Origin of the sequence: Calothrix sp. FACHB-168 (assembly GCF_963889195.1) — a bacterium.
Classification (GTDB): Bacteria; Cyanobacteriota; Cyanobacteriia; order Cyanobacteriales; family Nostocaceae; genus Aulosira; species Aulosira anomala_A.
Map to the genome: position 1 here is coordinate 15,541 of NZ_CAWPNJ010000046.1, position 18,304 is coordinate 33,844.

General features: G+C 41.1%; 13 protein-coding genes. 10 read left to right on the forward strand and 3 right to left on the reverse strand.

The features are described 5' to 3' along the window. The first annotated feature begins 1 nt into the window (after position 1). Together AACW45_RS25975 and AACW45_RS25980 are read left to right on the forward strand one after the other, a co-directional pair. Positions 2-1,591, forward strand: a complete 1,590-nt coding sequence (locus tag AACW45_RS25975) for an AAA family ATPase (protein WP_190635747.1) — start codon at positions 2-4, stop codon at positions 1,589-1,591. A 42-nt stretch (positions 1,592-1,633) separates the two neighbouring features. Next, positions 1,634-3,688: an AAA family ATPase gene (locus AACW45_RS25980; RefSeq protein ID WP_190635749.1), complete on the forward strand. Its 2,055-nt coding sequence runs from the start codon at positions 1,634-1,636 to the stop codon at positions 3,686-3,688. A 225-nt stretch (positions 3,689-3,913) separates the two neighbouring features. Here the strand turns inward: AACW45_RS25980 and AACW45_RS25985 are convergent, their stop codons facing one another. After that, a complete protein-coding gene (locus tag AACW45_RS25985; protein ID WP_242045762.1) occupies positions 3,914-4,921 on the reverse strand; it encodes a TniQ family protein in 1,008 nt (335 codons plus the stop codon). A 32-nt stretch (positions 4,922-4,953) separates the two neighbouring features. Further along, positions 4,954-5,214 carry a helix-turn-helix domain-containing protein gene (locus AACW45_RS25990; RefSeq protein WP_190541569.1) on the reverse strand — a complete coding sequence of 87 codons (261 nt, stop codon included), beginning with the start codon at positions 5,212-5,214 and terminating at the stop codon, positions 4,954-4,956. A gap of 173 nt (positions 5,215-5,387) precedes the next feature. On the opposite strand from AACW45_RS25990, the gene AACW45_RS25995 reads away from it, so the two are divergent. The 8 genes from AACW45_RS25995 to AACW45_RS26030 all read left to right on the forward strand — a co-directional run bounded on the left by AACW45_RS25995 (position 5,388) and on the right by AACW45_RS26030 (position 15,455). Continuing rightward, complete coding sequence (locus tag AACW45_RS25995) at positions 5,388-8,084, forward strand: TnsA endonuclease N-terminal domain-containing protein (protein WP_190635751.1); 2,697 nt, start codon at positions 5,388-5,390, stop codon at positions 8,082-8,084. Between the two features lie 2 nt (positions 8,085-8,086). Further along, complete coding sequence (locus AACW45_RS26000; protein ID WP_190635753.1) at positions 8,087-9,238, forward strand: AAA family ATPase; 1,152 nt, start codon at positions 8,087-8,089, stop codon at positions 9,236-9,238. Beyond that, entirely contained in the window at positions 9,228-10,610 is a 1,383-nt protein-coding gene (locus AACW45_RS26005) for a TniQ family protein (RefSeq protein ID WP_190541578.1), read from the forward strand. The genes AACW45_RS26000 and AACW45_RS26005 overlap by 11 nt, the downstream gene beginning before the upstream one ends. 951 nt (positions 10,611-11,561) lie before the next feature. After that, positions 11,562-11,777: an NAD(P)H-quinone oxidoreductase subunit L gene (gene ndhL / locus AACW45_RS26010; protein WP_445223157.1), complete on the forward strand. Its 216-nt coding sequence runs from the start codon at positions 11,562-11,564 to the stop codon at positions 11,775-11,777. 24 nt (positions 11,778-11,801) lie between these two features. Then, positions 11,802-12,113 carry a DUF3007 family protein gene (locus AACW45_RS26015; RefSeq protein WP_190635756.1) on the forward strand — a complete coding sequence of 104 codons (312 nt, stop codon included), beginning with the start codon at positions 11,802-11,804 and terminating at the stop codon, positions 12,111-12,113. A 366-nt stretch (positions 12,114-12,479) separates the two neighbouring features. After that, the gene (trpA, locus tag AACW45_RS26020; protein ID WP_190635759.1) at positions 12,480-13,280 is read left to right on the forward strand and encodes a tryptophan synthase subunit alpha; all 801 of its coding nucleotides are present in this window, start codon (positions 12,480-12,482) and stop codon (positions 13,278-13,280) included. 266 nt (positions 13,281-13,546) lie between these two features. Continuing rightward, positions 13,547-14,185 (forward strand): heterocyst differentiation related protein, encoded by a 639-nt coding sequence (locus tag AACW45_RS26025; RefSeq protein WP_190635761.1) that lies wholly within the window; start codon positions 13,547-13,549, stop codon positions 14,183-14,185. An 844-nt stretch (positions 14,186-15,029) separates the two neighbouring features. Next, a complete protein-coding gene (locus AACW45_RS26030) occupies positions 15,030-15,455 on the forward strand; it encodes a hypothetical protein (protein WP_190635814.1) in 426 nt (141 codons plus the stop codon). A gap of 314 nt (positions 15,456-15,769) precedes the next feature. Here AACW45_RS26030 and AACW45_RS26035 read toward each other — a convergent pair whose 3' ends face one another. Next, complete coding sequence (locus tag AACW45_RS26035; RefSeq protein ID WP_190635763.1) at positions 15,770-18,220, reverse strand: GNAT family N-acetyltransferase; 2,451 nt, start codon at positions 18,218-18,220, stop codon at positions 15,770-15,772. Between the last annotated feature and the right edge of the window lie 84 nt (positions 18,221-18,304).

Here is an 18,304-nt window from a genome sequence, read left to right on the forward strand (position 1 = left end):
AATGGATGTTTCATATCAAGTGCTAGGAGCTAATGTTCCTAACTTACTAGGGCGTGAAGCATTATTGACAAAACTTGAGCGTCAATTATTAAAAACCACACCAGATCACGTTTGCGTTGTTGGCCCGGCTCGATATGGCAAAAGTGTATTACTAAACCATCTAGCACAAAAATATCGCAGTGGCAACGAGTATTACATCACTGCTATGTATATCGATCTCAGACACAGCACTCCAACCACGGATGAGGAATTCAAGCAACGTCTTGCTAAGGGGCTTAGAATAACGCTGTCTGAAATCAATTCAGAATTTGCTGACTATCTTGAACCAGATGAAAACGACAGTATATATGAGCTTTTGGATTTAGTATTTGAAGAACTGGATAGCAAAGGTGATCGCTTACTTATAATTTTAGATGGGTTTGATCATGTTCTTCAAGAAACAGGGATCACCCGAAACTTATGGGATCAGCTTAGAAATTTAGCTCAACACAGTAGCCTTCGTTTAGTCACAGGCAGCCGTAAGCACTTACGTAATCTTCGCGATTTCATGCCAACGGATTCTCGTGTTTCAGATTTTTGGGAAATATTTAATCCCACTCCACTTACAGTTGCCAAATTAGACGACTCTGATTGGGATGGTTTCTTACTGCCGTTAAATACAAGAAACATTGAGCTTGATAGCTCTGCTTGCAAAGAAGTCAACAATTGGACAGGCGGAATTCCAATCCTTGCAGCTGCCCTTCTGAGACAGTTGGCTGAACAGACTGAGAATGGAACTAACCTTTCTAAAATTGATGTTGATGCGATCGCTGAGTCTATGGTAGCCAGTCACCATCATCTACTAGAAGATTTGTGGGAAGATTGCACAGATGAGATGAAAGGGGATTTAGCCAGGTCTGCTGAACAAGATATTGACGCAAGCAGTCTACCCCACGAGCGAAAAACAGCTTTAGAGCAACGGGGCTTGCTTCAGCTTGCCGGTAATAAACTCAAGTCTTGCTGCCGCCTGATGAAGAGATATGCTTTACTACGAGCACCTAGCGTTGCAGTGCTACATCGCTTGTTCCAGACTAGCGAAAATTTTGAAGCAAATATTCAACAGGTGTTGCAGATGCGCTTAAACCAAATTCAGGAGGGCGATTCGCAACTGCTTGAATTAATCCAAAAAGCGATTCGGGATATTTCTCCCAATCCTATGGATGCAACAAATTGGATGCGTCGAGTTGTTTCTCGATCCCTTGAGATTATTTGGCTACATGAGTTGCCACCTGACAGAATACTGCCAGTAGGCTGGATCAATGAATGGCAAAGTAAAACAATAACTTACCCTCATGACGCTGGCAGACTTCCTGCAAGCATCGGGGGGCAATGTAATATCCTACAGTTAATTACTGGTTCGCGACAGGGACTAGATCCAATTTCAAAGTATGTAACAAAGCCAACTTATATTCTGGTTAATCACATCCGCGAAGTAGCTGACTTTGGGCAACATACAACTCCTCGCGACAAAGTAACAACTGGGATAGCTGCTGCTTATTGCCTATCTGCCATTAGCCTTTGTGAAAGTCTAAAAAATGATTTGCCTACATAAGTCTAAATGTCCAACTAGAATTCTGTATTTTTCAACTTTGGCATGAATACTCCCCTTGTTTGCCATTTTCTGATAGGCCCACCAGGTAGTGGTAAATCTACCCTGGCTGCCCAGATGAGTCAGCTTATTGCCAATAGCCGAATTATTTCGAGTGATCAAATTCGGGGAAAGCTTTATGGAGATGAACAAATCCAGGGAGATTGGGCAGAAATTGAACAAATTATTTTAGAAGAAATTCAAGAGGCGCTCGCACAGCAGCAACCTGTTATTTATGACGCAACGAATGCCAAACGTGTTTGGCGAATGGGTCTGCTTCAGAGAATAGCTGATTTTGAAGCCCAGTGGGTTGCCTGGCATCTTAAAACTCCACGTCAGTTTTGCCAGAACTGGAATATGCAGCGCGGGCGGCAAGTTTCTCCAACAGTCTTGGATGATTTATTCCAGAGCTTAAAACACTTTCCACCTTTAGCAGGGGAGGGATTTTTAGCAATTTACGAGTTAAATTCAGCCCAGTCTCAAGATTTAATAAGTGAAGTTAAAAGCAAAATTAACCTCCTTCCTCGTAGCGTTATTAATCGCACAAACCGCACTCAGCATAGCCAGAGTGTCTTACATCCCTACTCTAAATTGCTGGATTTTGATCGCCTTTTGTATTTGATTAGTTTGCTGATTCGCTACCCCGGTATTGGTAACTTACAGAGTACAAATCCAGATATCCTCCAGCAGCTCATTGGGGAAGAAATCCAGTTCCAAACAGAAATATCGGAAATATGTGCTATTTTGCAGCGTTTGTACGGCTCTATTTATGCAGATCCTAATGCTATCACCGCAGATATGGAATGGCTGGAAGCAAATAATTTTCTCAGCCCCATTGCTGTTAACCAAGAATTGGTAATTGCTGAAGTCGCAACTATTAATACTGCAACCCATCCATATTCTGACCGAGAAGCATTCAAAAGATTATTAACAACAATACGTTTCATTCTTCAAAATCCCTTTCAATGGAATTCTGATCAGGGCAGCTTGAGAAGCCTGGTTTCTGCTATGCAAAAGCAAGGATTAATTGATGGGAACCAGACGGATGCAATCCGCAAAGATATTGAACGTATACTCAAGCCGTTTCAGCTTCTACCAGAATTTGCCTTAAAACGTGGCTACTTTATAGGAACAGGCATTTTATCAGCATCCCAACTAACTAAGGTTTTTCATGTTCTGCAAGCCCAGGCTAAAAATTTACAAGACCCGATCGCCTTGGGAATTTTGGAAATATTTGACGAACGGATGAGGCAGAGCCAATTGAGTAATCAAGCTATCTACCCTATCCGAGCAATCTGCAATCGGACAATTGTTGACCCGCAACTGCTGCCTCAATCTGCGCTTGCTAGAGAAATCGAGAAACTGGAAGACGAAATTGAACAGGGGCAACTCTTAGAATTAAAACGTTTTTCCGGGGTTGGTCGTTACGCAGAAGAGCAAGAAGAATTCTTCCGCATCTGGCCCCTGCAAATTGTGTTTCATAACATTGGTTGGTATCTCGGCTTTGAAATTGCTGAAGGACAAAACCAAGGGCTATTACAATTTGAACGCCTAGATCGCTTATTTAGAGGCTATCCCCAATCAAATAAACGCGATCGCAGTCAGCAGGATAAGTCTCTCAAAAAACTCCAGTATCTTTACCAAGCTTGCGGAGGACTTTACCTCGGCACAAGTGCCGCCGATCAGCGTCAATTTTTGAGCAAATCCCTAAGCAATAGGGATGCAGTCAGTATAACTGTAGAACTTTGGTTCAATGACTACACTTTTCGATTCATCAGCGAAGGAACCCAACGATTTCCTATCACACAAATGAAGATGTCTCCACGGCTCTCTGGCAGTCAAATTTCCCAGGAACAGGCTTCCCTTTTTAGCCTATCTAAAAGCCCAGATCCTACTCATCCAAACCGATTTCGAGTAAAGTTACCCCGTTGGTCACTAGACGACATCGATCTCCGTCGCTGGATTTTAGGCTTTGGGGATCAGGTGAAAGTTGTTGAACCGGAAGAGTTAACCCAACAAATTCAGGGGATTGGAGTGGCGATCGCAAATCTCTACAGCTAACCGAAGTTTGGGTTTTGTCGTTAGGACATTACCAATTGCCAATAAGGATTGGATTTACAGCCAAGATTCAATAGGCAATGTACAAAGATTAGAATTTGTAATCAAGAATTTATCAGCTTAGTTAAATAATCCGTCACTCTATTGGGTAGAGAGCGTGCTACCAAAACTGAGCAAGATCCACCGTTTTGTCGCAGTTGGATTGGGGTTTAGGGCGTTGCATCACTTCTACAACTTTAATTCCAGACTAAAATTCCCGAACAATATCTTGCTCAATTCCTGAAAATCTAACCCAAACAACTGGGCTATACTAATCTTCGCCTTTTCGCACACAGGAATAATCAACTTCACCAAATGATAAGGTTGACTTTGATTTGTTGTTGAGGCAATCCTCAACGATTCCATGATTCCCCCTAAATCTCCCAATAGCTGCAAATCCTTGCCAATTGCTTGTTCAAACACTAACAAAATTAATTGTAATTTTCGGGTTAACTCAATAGGGATAGGTTTATATCCTAATTGGGGAGTAAGTGCAATTAAGTCGCTAATTCCTTGAATATTAACTCTATATTTCTCTATATCCTCTTCACCTTTAATTTCCTGTCCTAACCACCCGTCACAACGAGAACAAAATCCTGCAGGCGAAAACTTAGCCATTACAGGTAAACGTGAACCACAATGAGAACATTCTTCTATTAATCGCTGTTTGTGAATCAAACAAAATTCTAAATCCTTAAATGACCATAATAAGGGTTCATAGATAGTTTTGTTCTCCTGCATCCACTCTTGCCAACAACAAGGACACCAAGCACGATAGTTCCGAAATAACCCTTTGTCATAAATCATTCCTTTCCAGCTTAAAAGGGTCAAGAAACGTAAATCCTGACGCATTGTTAACTCTTCTAAGACCGTGACTAACTTCCCTGTCATTTCTCGCATTCCGTTGATAGCAGGTTTCGCATCGCTATTTCCCAATAGGTGACTCAGATTTTTTGCCAATAGCTCAGATTTATCCTCATCTTTGAGGATAAGTGGCGCAATTTCTCCCATAACGAGCTTTTGAGAGGTTAAACAATGCGCCTGCGCCAAACGATGGAGATAGCTACTAAGACTTTCTGCGTAGGGAGTTCCCACCGCCACAGGTTCAAGAGAGAATAACCGACTCCGTTGCGGTATTTCTAAAGGTTTTAGGTTCCAATTTTCTAAGTAAATAGTCATCCCTTTTGGATTAACCATTACGCTGGTACTTTAGTTTTAACAGCCGAATTTCAGGAATTAGTCTCCGATTCACTCTTAACCTCGATGCCGTAATTAACAAACAGATCGGAGACAGATATCTCCAAAGCTGCCGCTAACTTAACAATATTTTTTAACGAAGGGTTACGTTCCCCGTTTTCGATACCTGAGATGTAATTGCGATGAAGCCCTGACTTTTCAGCCAGTGCTTCTTGGGATAAATCTAGCTCTCGCCTTCGCCGCCTAATCGCTTTGCCAAAGCGGTACTCAATACTGGGGTATTTCTGCGTCACAAAACAATACTGAACCAGTATCGCGGTTAAATCCACACACTATCAGTAGATTTTTGCACACTATAAGTGTTACAAAGTTAAGTAGTATGGCATCTGCTAAATAAGTTCCTAACTTTATGGTCTGATTTTGATAGGTTCATAAAATCAAGTGCAAAGCGCTTAGTAAGGACTATATGAAAGAGCAATTTGAACAATGGGTTGCTCGCCTGCAAATATCCGAGGCAGGGCAAAAAATTATTGAGAAAGTTCGCTCATCTGAACCATCCCGTCGCGTTGGTGGCGGTAGTAAGAATGTTTCTGGACGCTACCCTAGTCGCAAGATGGGAGTCACGATTCAATTTGAGTCTCATCGGGTTGAACTGCCAGTTATCTATCTGTTAGAACATGATGAAGATGTTCTAGAATTCTACGATCAACCACCGCAAATTAAACTGGACTATCAAGCAAGTAACGGACGTAGATTAGGCGTTTTACACACCCCAGATTTCTTTGTCATCCGAACCAATTCGGCTGGTTGGGAAGAGTGTAAAACTGAGCAGGATTTGAAAAAACTAGCAGAGAAAAGCCCCAATCGTTACTTTTACTCTCAAGAAGATAATCAATGGCATTGTCCGCCAGGAGAAGCCTATGCTGACCAGTTTGGGCTTTATTACCAAATTCGTTCTGATAGAGAAATAAACTGGGTTCTGCAACGTAATCTGCAATTTTTAGAAGACTATTATCGCTCAGAATCCCTAGCAGTGGAAGACACAATTGCTCAATCATTACTTGCAATTGTGTCGTCTCAACCAGGAATCACTTTAGCAGAACTACTCAATCAGTCAACAGGAGCTAAATCTGACAATATCTACACCTTAATTGCTCTTGGGCAAATCTATTTTGATTTAAATGCTGCACCACTTGCTGAACCAGAAAGATGTCTCGTCTTCCGTGACGAACAGACTGCTAGTGCTTATAGATTAATGGTGGAGCAGCCAAGTGTAAATCTTCCGGCTATCTCTCCTGTAATCAATCTTGCTACTGGAACCCCTGTTAGTTGGGACGGCAAAGGTTTAAATATCATCCATGTTGGCGAAACAGAAGTTATACTTGGCGCAGAAAATAATCAGTTAATTGAACTCAAAAAATTTGTATTTGAGAATCTGGTTCGTCAAGGAAAAATCACCAGTCTCCAAACACCAGAAAAAACAGCTATTAGCACAGAATCTTGGCAGCGATTTTATCAAGCTAGTCCAGAAGACCAAGCAGAAGCTCTTGAACGCTACAAAACTATCGAGCCTTACTTAAACGGTCATCCCCCAGAAAACGAAACAATACCTGCTCGTACCATTCGTGACTGGAAAGCTAAATATCTAACTGCACTTCAAAAATACGGTTGCGGCTACATTGGGCTTTTGTCCCATCGCAGTGTCAAAGGTAATTGTCAGCGCAAGCTGCCCGAAGACACCTTAGCAATCATGAAGAAATTTATTTTAGAAGACTACGAAACTCTGAAACAAAAAAAAATGTGGGAGGTTTACGGGGCTTTAGTTCTAGCTTGCGAAAAATCTGCTGTAATTGCTCCGAGCTATAAAACATTTACTAAAGAAATAAAACGCCGTACTGGTTACGAACAGACTAAAAAACGCCAAGGTCGCCGTGCTGCTTATCAGTATGAATCTTTCTATTGGGAGCTTACCCAAACTACCCCAAGACACGGCGATCGCCCCTTAGAAATTGGACATATCGACCATACCCCGTTAGATGTAGAGCTAGCTTGCTCACGTACAGGTCGCAATCTTAACAAACCTTGGGCAACATTTCTCGTAGATGCTTATTCGCGGCGATTGCTGGCAGTTTACCTAACGTTTGACTCACCCTCATATCGTTCTTGCTTAATGGTGCTAAGAATTTGTGTCCAACGTCACGGTAGACTCCCGCAAATTGTAGTCGTAGATAACGGTACAGAGTTTCACAGCGTTTACTTCGAGACACTACTAGCTACTTTTGAATGTACAAAAAAGCAAAGACCCCCAGCCAAAGCTCGTTTTGGTTCGGTTTGCGAACGCCTATTTGGGACTGCCAATACTGAATTTGTTTATAACTTACGCGCTAATACACAAATAACTCGTAACGTCCGCCAAGTCACCAAGTCAGTTAACCCTAAAAATAAAGCTGTATGGACACTTGGTTTACTTTATGAATATCTTTGTGCTTGGGCTTACGAAGTTTACGATACAGACGAACATCCAGCACTTTTCCAAAGTCCGAGGGATGCGTTTGCAGCAGGTATGGCGATTGGTGGCAGTCGGCTTCACCGCATGATTCCTTACGATGAAAACTTTCAGATTCTTACCCTACCTACCACCTCAGAGGGGAAAGCAAAAGTTCAAGTTGGACGCGGTGTAAAAATTAACTACATCTACTACTGGTCTAATAGTTTCCGCGACCCGCAAATTGAAAATACCTCTGTTCCAATCAGATATGACCCGTTTAATATTGGCATCGCTTACGCCTTTGTTCGAGGACAGTGGGTACAGTGTATTTCTCAATATTATGCAGAATTCCAAGGTCGTTCAGAAAAAGAACTGAAGTTAGCTAGTATCGAGTTACGCAAACGCTCCTCAAATCATGCACAACAATCTAAAGTTTCGGCTAAGAATCTAGCAAAATTTTTAGCATCTGTAGAAGCACAAGAAGCTCTACTAGAACAGCGTTCCTATGACGCAGAAGCCAGGGAAGTCTTTAGGGTAATTGAGGGTGGAAAAGCGACAGCAAGCCGCAACGAACAACCAAAGGTTATTCAAGTTCCTTTTGAAAATACTGATACTCAAGTGGCTGAAGATGAAGCGCTCGTCCCAGAAACACTTGTAGTGTATGAGGAGTTTTAATTGTGACAAAATCTACTGGATTTCCGCTTGAACTCCTCACACGACCTGCTACAGAAAGGCTGGCTTACTTTGAGAATTACACCGTAGCGCATCCTCGGCTTAAAGAAGTCTATGAAATTCTCATGCGAACAATTGCCGAACCCGCAGGGGCATCATTTATTTTTGTTTATGGGCCTAGCGGTGTTGGTAAAACAACTTTACGATTGCGTGTTGAGCAGAAATTAACAGAACTAGTATTACCATTACTGGAAAGCGACCGCGGTCGTGTTCCTGTAGTTGGTGTTGAAGCTATAGCCCCAGAATCAAGAAACTTCAACTGGAAAGATTACTACACACGCGCTTTAATCGCCTTAGAAGAACCTTTAATCGATCACAAGTTTGATTACGGTGTGCGTGGTATCTCTCGCGATAATTTTGGCAAAATCAATGTTGAGCCAAAAGTAGTTGCACCTGCTTTACGCAGAGCTTTAGAAAATGCTCTCATCCATCGTCATCCCGACGTATTTTTTGTAGATGAAGCCCAACATTTTGGCAAAATGGCAAGCGGGTACAAGCTGCAAGATCAATTAGACTGCCTCAAATCTCTAGCAAATATGACAGGGATTTTACACTGTCTATTAGGAACTTACGAATTACTGACATTCCGTAATTTAAGCGGTCAACTCTCACGCCGTAGCGTCGATATTCATTTCCGCCGTTATTGTGCTGAAAATCCAGAGGATGTACAAGCTTTCAAAAGTGTATTATTAACCTTCCAGCAGCAGATGCCGCTTGCAGAAGCTCCAGATTTAGTTAGTCATTGGGAATATTTTTACGAACGTACTTTAGGATGTGTTGGCATACTGAAAAATTGGTTAACACGCGCTCTTAAAGATGCTTTGGATCGAGAAGCAACAACAGTCACGCTCAAAGACTTACAAAAACGTGCTTGGTCGGTTGCTCAGTGTCAGAGAATGTTCAAGGAAATTCAAGAGGGTGAACGACAATTATCTGAAACAGAAACAGATATACAAAACTTACGCTCTGCATTAGGACTTGGAACAAAATCAATTGTGCTACCCGAAGAAACGCCAAAAACTACTCGTCCTCCAGGAAAGGTTGGTAAACGCAAACCAAAAAGAGATCCCATCGGAGTGCAACAAGATGTTAGCTAGTGCATTAGAAACATACGAATCTTGGGATTTAAAAAAGCTTTCTATTCCATCTCGTAGTCGCTTGTATCAATTACAGCCTGTTGGTATTGGTACTCCGTTGGTAGAAAGCTTAACTGGTTATATATCTCGGCTAGCAGAAGCCCATTGTGTAACCCCAAAAGCTTTAATATCCAGAGAACTTGTGTCCTTTATACCCAAGACTTACAAAACTACAAATCTTTTTGAAATGCGAAGTTTAACTGGGGCACTCAATGGAATAGGTACGATGGCTCTTGATTTAGTTACAGTGCTAGAGTCATTAACTCTACGTAGTGATTTGCGTTTTCTCTCTCTATTAACATGGGCTGGTATCTTTCCCCAAAGGAGATTACTTCGTGCTAGACGAGCTTGGTGTCCCTACTGTTATGAGGAGTGGTATTCCTCGAAAGACAAAGTAATTTACGAACCCTTAATTTGGTTTTTTGAGGCAGTTAAATTTTGTCATTGGCACAATCAGTCTTTATGCCAACAATGTCCTCATTGCCAACGACAGCTTCCTCCTCTTGCGTCTTATTCGAGACCAGGTTATTGCCCCTATTGCTTAGAATGGCTGGGCGTTACTGATAATTACCCATTTTCCGATAAAGCCCTACCGAGTAAGGAAGAGATTATCTGGCAAAAGTGGGTTATCAAGACTATTGGAGAATTAATTGCTAATACCCCTCACCTACCAAAACCTTTGCAAAGGGAAATAGTTGCTCAAGCGTTCTGTAGATACGTAAACCAATTTACTGAAGGAAACACAGCTGCTTTTGCCCGTATGCTCGACATTCCCAAAAACAAGGTTTGGATGTGGCAGATGGGAAAAGTCTTGCCAGAACTGAATGTAATTTTGAAGATCTGTTTTACTCTTCAGGTATCTGTGCTGGATTTCTTTACTCAAGAGACTGTTAAGGAGAATTATAGTCAATCTCCTGCTATACCTCAAAACCAACTAGGAGATAGCATTACAAAAAAGCTTGAAGTAAAATTCGATAGCGATCGCACTCAACAGTTACTTGAAGATTTGCTTCAAAATAATCAACAACCGTTACCTATGACGGTAGTAGCCAAACGCCTTGGATATCCTAAGCGAATTCTTTATAGACATTTCCCAGAGCTATGCCGAGCAATTTCAGCCCAGTATGTTAAGTATATGAAAGAATCTCGCATCAAACGAATTGAACAGTGCTGTGAGGAGGTAAAACAAGCGGTTAAGCAATTTTACACTGAAGGTATTTATCCTAGTGAAGCAGCTATTTCAAGGCTATTGGCTAAACCTGGATGTTTTCGTGATAAAGAAGTTCGCAATGCCCTTAGAGCAGCACGAAGAGAAATTGGTTTGGAACCATAACTTTGCCACTGTTTATTGGAAACATAAGCTTGCCGTTGCGGCAAAGTTATGGTTCCAGTCACAGTGACAAAAAACTGATAATTTAATTTTTGCATGGGGGTGGAGGGACTTGAACCCACACGACCTTTTACGATCAACGGATTTTCATTCTCTCGCAGCTTTCGCTACTGCCTCATAGTTGTCATAACTCTCGGCTTTGAGAATTGGACTCTCCCTTTACCCTCGACTTTAACGTTAGGGTAGCTCCCGTCGGGTCTCTGCACCTTCCCGCAATCAGAGATTTTGAGTTTTCAATTTTGGATTGTCACCAATCAAAAATTAAAAATCATCATCTGTTCTTGTGGGCTTGGCTCAGGATTGCCATGTCTGTAATCAGATTTAGGTTTCCCTGAGTTTGAGAGCTTACACTTACAAGATTTCTCTAGCAAGGCTCAGTTTTCTAAGTCCGTAGCGTCTACCATTCCGCCACACCCCCCTAATTTTGAGTTAGGAGTTGATTTGATTGAGAGGTAGTAAATACTCTCTCATACATTTCAGCATTAATTACGTTTTTTGTGCAACTAGATTTAATAATTTTGTTGACAAAAAGCAATTGTACTGAATTGGTGACTATGCCAAATACTTGTTGAACTAACAACAGTATTTACTAGCTTTTTTGCGATCGCCACCTAAGAGTAGCATCCCTATTTAATTAGGTAGCTTTAACTCCTTTCGCAAAAGCCTTAACAAAACTAACACATCAATTTATGAATTGCAAGTACCACCGCCAAATAATTTGTCGATAACAATATCTAATACCAACCCCAAAAAAATTATATGCCCCATGCCCACTCGCCCTGAGCGAAGTCGAAGGGATGCCCCATGCCCCATGCCCCATTATCCATATTTCGCCATTCAGCCTATGATGGAAAATAGATGTAATCAACCATCTTGTCTATTACAGAAGCGAAAATTATGATCGTAGCCCTGCTGTATCTGGCTTTGGCTGGAGCTTATTTGTTAGTTCTTCCAGTGGCTGTGCTGTTTTATCTCAAACTGCGCTGGTATGCAGCTAGTTCTATAGAGCGCACCATCATGTACTTTATGGTGTTCTTCTTCTTTCCAGGATTGTTGGTTTTATCGCCATTTGTAAATATTCGACCCCAGCGCCGACAAATTGAAGTTTAACAACATTGGTAGGTCATAATTCTCATGCGACGCATTGATGCTATAGGAATCGGCTTTGGCGTTTTTGTTGCTGGAGGCATAGCATATCTAGGCTTACAGCTAGTAGGTTTAGATAATCAACAAGCTGGTATTTGGAGCCAAGTCTTGCTAGTCAGTTGTTTGCTGGGTTGGCTAGCTACCTATGTTTTTCGTGCGGTGGGTAAAAAAATGACCTACCATCAACAACGCGAAGATTATGAACAGGCGTTTTTCCAAAAGCGGCTAGACGAACTCACCCCGGAAGAACTAGCCAAACTGCAAGCAGAAGTTGAACAGGAAAGACAAAGTCAATCTTAGGGATTTATAAGTAAAAAATATTGCCGAAGGGATTGTTGACTGTTGACTGTTGTACAGACGCGATTAATCGCGTCTCTACTGACTGTTGACGGCTTGAAGGGAATAGTTGATTTTTTTGAGTTTCCTGATTAGGTTGATTGGTCGTTGGTTCGGTGTACGTTGTTTGGTAGGATATGACAACTAACTCTTGAATCTTGACCGTACTAATTTTAGATTTTAGATTTTAGATTTTAGATTATTTCGCCAAAGCCGACACTTAAGGGTGAAACCAGTCCAAAATCCAAAATTTAAAATGTTGAAACCCTGTACGCTAGTGTTCGGGGTAAATCCAAAATCCAAAATTTAAAATCCAAAATCAATTGACCAATGACTGCTATTTCCGACTGCTTTGAAACTCTAGGACGCAATCAAGAATGCGCGCTGATTCCGTTTATTACGGCTGGCGATCCAGATTTAGCAACAACGGCAGCCGCATTGCGAATTCTAGACCGCAGTGGAGCAGATATTATTGAACTGGGGGTTCCCTACTCCGATCCTTTGGCAGATGGCCCGGTAATTCAAGCAGCTGCTACCCGCGCTTTAGAACGGGGAACCACCCTCGACGCAGTACTGGAAATGTTGCAAAAAACTACTCCAGATTTAAAATCGCCTATCGTCCTGTTTACTTACTACAACCCAATTATGCATCGGGGAATTGATAAATTTCTCGAAGAAATTGCTGCGGCTGGGGTAGCAGGTTTGGTAGTACCAGATTTACCTTTGGAAGAAGCTGCTGTGTTACTGGAACCAGCTAGCAAGATGGGAATTGACTTAATTTTACTCATAGCACCCACTAGTTCTGTCGAACGCATAGAAGCGATCGCTCGCGCTTCCCAAGGTTTTATCTACTTAGTCAGTGTTACCGGTGTCACTGGGATGAGAGCGCAGATAGAAACACGAGTTTCAGATTTACTCAAAGAAATACGTAATTTTACAGATAAGCCCATTGGCGTAGGTTTTGGAATTTCGCAAGTAGAGCAAGCGCGTCAAGTGAGAGATTGGGGCGCAGATGCGGCAATTGTGGGCAGCGCTTTTGTCAAACGTTTAGCCGAAGGGACACCGGAAGCAGGGTTAAATGCGATCGCGGAATTTTGCCAAAGTCTTAAAGCAAATCTCCAAGCAAAATAGCATTAGTATAAATACTAGTCTTGATGACTAGGGAAAAGTAGATTAAAAATATATAACAGTGTAGTTTTTTTGCTGGGGATTGGTAGATAATTTAACAGATATAATATTGAATATAAGCAGCAGATATGATGCTGTGCTAAAACCACCTGGGAACATCGCTGATACTTTGGGTATTATGTGAAGTGTAAGTAAACTAAAAAATATGAGTGTGAGAGTGAGTCAGTTAAAAATGATAATTATTACGTCGCATTTGAGGGGCTTAGGCGATGAGTGAGAGTATGGCATTTATCGGTGGAGTCGCCGTAGCTGGTTTAGCGGCTCTAGTATTGCTCAAAGGGGCAGGTAATAATTCTCTACAACCTAATTTTGCGGTTACCCCACAGATGCCTACTGTTGTAGCACCTCAGGTGATGACGCCGCCCCAGTATCCTTATGGGCAACCGATGTATCCCAATAATCAGCCGCCAACTGCGCCCAATTCAGATCAGCGAGCTGAATTAGAAACGCTAAAGTCGGAGATGGCGCGGTTAAGAAGCGATAACGAGCAGTTGAGAACCCAAAATCAACAACTCCAGTGGCAATTCCAAAGCTACAATCAGCAGCAACAACAACTGCAATTCGCCCAACAAAATAATCAGAAAAACGCTCTACAACCGCAAAATCCTTGGTGGTCTTCACCTATAGTTTGGGCGGTAGGCGGTATGACTTTAACCATTGGTGGTGGCGTTGTTGTTGCTGGTGTATTGGCTTTGTTCTCTCCAAAACAGCGTGCTAGGACTGTACAGGTAATTCACCCCTACCAAGGTCAGACATCGCCTTTAGTTCCCATCCGTCGGGCTGAGTTTTTACCGCCACGGATGGAAGCAAGACGGGTAGAAACAGCAGAATATGACGATGTACATTAACGTCAAGCTATAGTGGTTACCAGGGTTAGCAACTACCCCTATATCTCATATTGAATAATCCGATTAAGCGTAACTCGCATTTTTACTTCAGCAATGAAAGCAAATGTGAGTATTTTTATATACATACAGCGAATTGCTTGTTGGTGAGGTACAGATAATCGTTGATTGTAGGGGCATTGGCACTGCCATGCCCCGAAGCGCGTACCTCATTTACCTAAAATATGCTGTATATAAGATAGAAAGAGCGATCGCCTCAAGGTTGGAAGCATCCCCAATATGCAAAAACGCCTTCACCCTCAAGGTTATTGCGTCCAAATTGGGATGTTTCCAGGGAGCATCCCAAATGTGCAAAAACGCCCTCACCCTATAAGGGTGGGGCTAGAAATACGAAGCCTGCCTTCGCAGGCTATCAAACTTTTAGCAAAAGAAGGCAGGCTTTGTTGGTATAGCAATACCCTTGAGGGTATTGCGTCCAAATTGGGATGTTTCTATAAATTTCTTAATTTATACCAATTTAAATAATTTTTGCGGCATATCAATATATTCTATAGGGCATGGCATTGCCATATCCCTACCATCTGTCGCATTATTTTTGCAAATTGGTATTATTTCTCAGCAAACTCTGACTTTTGTTAGAGGGATAAATAATTTTTTCTAGTTAGTCTTAATTTGTAATCAAAAGAGTCATTGGCTTGATTTCATCACTAAATCCATAATTCCATTGATAGCTTAATTTCCTAGAGAAACTAACTTCAGTTTTTCATGAGTTAGCTAATTTTGGAGTGAGCCAATGATATCTCGAAGCTCTAGAAATTATCGAGAATTTTACCAAGGGAGTATTAGCATGAAGAATGTGATTTCTAATGCGATCGCTTATATTAGTTCTTTGTTTCAAGGATTTCAATTCAAGCGGTTTTTATCTGTTGTTTTTATTGGCTTGATTGTACTAACAACTAATGTCGATCATGGTAATAATAGCGCCTACATTGACGATACTGGACGTAGTAGTAGAGAGTTACGCGACCAAGTCCGCGAAAGAGTATCAGAAAATGATGCTCAAAGACCTAAAACTACAGGTCAATGGAATCGCGAAGCAAGGGAAACAAAAGGCGCACCTGGTGAACGTTTACAACGGATTGGTCAACAATCAGCCGAAGCTTTGAAAGAATTTGGCTCTGGCTATGTAGAAGGTGCTAAGGAAACTGCTGGTGGTGTTAAAGATAGTGCAGCTAAAGCAGGTAGAGATATCTCTAACTCAGTGCAACGCTAAATTGTAAATAGTGTAATTGCTATTTGATTTTTGCATAAAACGTAGTGGCGTGTCTAGCTTTAAATGTTGCAATATAATTTTTTTGTGGGTTGGACATCTTGTCCGCCCAGGACGGGCGAGACGCCCATCCCACAAGAGTTTTATTAATGCACTTTTTAGCCTTGCCACGCCAGTAGGGTGTGTTACCGCGCAGCGTAACGCACCGTTTTCACTTAAATTTAGATTTAGGACTTTTGCAAGAGGCGATCGCGATCGTGGCAGTATCATTTTCTTTAACAAGGTTTAAGAAGTCGGGGATATATTACCCCTGAGAATTATTTATTTGTCTTCAGTTGCAAGATACTATTTAAATCTTTGATGGTGATGGTTTGGCGATCGGATGCTGCGCCAATCAGATTTAAACTGTCGGGAATCAGGACAGCATTATGTTTTAGTCCATCAACCGAGGAAATATATTTGTTATTTTGCCAATTCCATATATTTGTAGAACAACAATCGTTAAAAATGATTGTTTGACTATCAGGCGTAACGGTTAAAGATGTTAAGAAAGTAGAATAACCCGGTAATGTTTTTAATAGTTTTAAAGTTTGCGCATCCCAAACTTTCACCATCCAAATTGTACTTAAGTCTTGCCGATCGCTACCGCCAGTGACAATAAATTTACCATCAGGGCTGAGGGCGATTACTTCAACTTCGCGCGAATGTGCCGCCCAGCTTTGGACGAATTTTTGTTGACGTAAATCCCAAATCTTAACTCCGCCCAGGCTAGCGATATATAAATTCTGATTATCTTTGCTAATGGCTAAAGCAAACACATAACCGCGAGAATTAACTTTTTGTAGTAAGTTACCATCTGCTAAATTCCAAACTTTTACAGTTGGATCGTTGGGACTTCCAGTAACTAAGATTTGAGCATCGGCGCTGATGTTTAAAGCTTTAACTTCTCCTAAATGTGCGGGGTAAAATGTTTTATCTAAAGTGCCGCTTTTGTAATCCCATTTTTGAATTATACCTGTAGATGTACCCACTACTAAACTTTGATTATCTGGGCTGACGGCGATAGATTGAATTTTGCCAGAAAATACGCTTAAGGTTTGTTGCAGACTCTTTTTGTTAATATCCCAAACTTGAATTTTGTTGTCCCAATTTCCACTGACGAGTGTTTGGTTATCCGGCGCGATCGCTAAAACTCCAATATGTTCTGGTATTTTCCAAGCTGGGATGGCTGGTTGATTAGTGGAGATATCTTGTTTGGGAGTTTGCGGCTGTGAGTTAGCGTAAATTTGCGGTATTTGCCAAAGTGGTGTCAGCATGTAAATTACCAAGAAGATGACTGCATCGCCAATCAAAAACCACTTGCGATCGCGTGACTTTTTTACTGGTATATTTGCTGGCTGTACCGTTTGCTGGGCGCTAATAGCGGCGATAGTTTTCGCTAACTGATTAGATATATTTGTCGCCCCTTGGGATGTCAGTTTGAAATATACTTGCTCGCTCAATTGAATGATTCTAAATTCTAATGGGAGTTCTTGACGATGAGCGGAAATAAAACCCAAACCATTATAAAACTGTTTATCTCTCCGCCAACCAAGACAGTAAAGAGGTAAGGTGATTTGCGGCTGAATTCGAGCTAATATCAACTTCGTCATTTCTTGAGGTTGATATTGTGCCTCAATATGTAAGTTAAATAACATCGAATAGTTATTATATTTACCAAAGTGAATGTAACCTATTGGGCGTTTATCTTTCTCAATTAGTAACTCTTGCCATCTAAAAACAAACCGATTCAAGATGAAGAATAGAGAAATTAACCAAATAGCGATCGCAATTCCCGAAACTGGCAAATCTAATACAGAATAATCAAATTCAGCGAGCCATGTTAATCCTAGTAATTCTTTGATGATAATTACAGTTAAACTAATTACTACAAAACTGCCGCCAGCTAGTGCAGTAATTATTGTGGCAATATAAATTAGAGACTTTCTAAATCTTTGTCTCTGCCAAAATGTTTGATAAATTTGCCATTGTTCTTGAAAATTTTGGAAAGGACGAATAGAAATACCTGGCGGTAAAGGAAAACTTGTAGATTGTTGTTCGCTGATGGGAATTGGTGGTTGCAATAACACCATTGCAGGGAGTGGAGAAAACTTTAATTCTCTAGGCTTCTCATCATTGGGGAGAGAGACGAACCCAAATTTTTCATAAAATGATTTGAGATAAGGAATATAAATTAGATATACAGGTAAACTGAGATTTTCTAGACAATGCCAGAGTAATTGTGAACCAACACCTTGGCTGCGATGTTTCGGCTCAATATAAATGTTAGACAGGATATTATAGTTAGTTTTAACTACAATGAATGCCCAACCAACAATTTGCTTTTCATACTCAACAAACCATACTTTATCTTTGGTATAACTACGTGCCATTAAATATTCTGAAAGTTTATATATAGCAATGCCAAAGGCAACTGCACTACCCATTGATAAAAACACAAGAAAATCACTTAGTTTGATGGCTGAAGAAATTATTTGCCAATCGAAAAAGTGATTTGGTGGTTTGCCATATTCAAATAAATATGCTTTATGATTTATTTCTAATCGCTTGACAAATGCTTCTAAAACTGTTCTGATACTGACAACTATTGCCAAGATAGATATTAAAATAATTACCCAACCAGAGTATTTAGAGTGGTGCGCTTGTAATTCTGCAACAGAACCTTGACGGAATGAGTATCCTGACGGTGTTTTTGCGGATGAAGACATTGATGAGTCAGCCTTTTAATAGTTGCAAGCCTGGAAAAATATTTATGCGATCGCTCCCAGCTTTTCACGTAATTTAGAAAATAG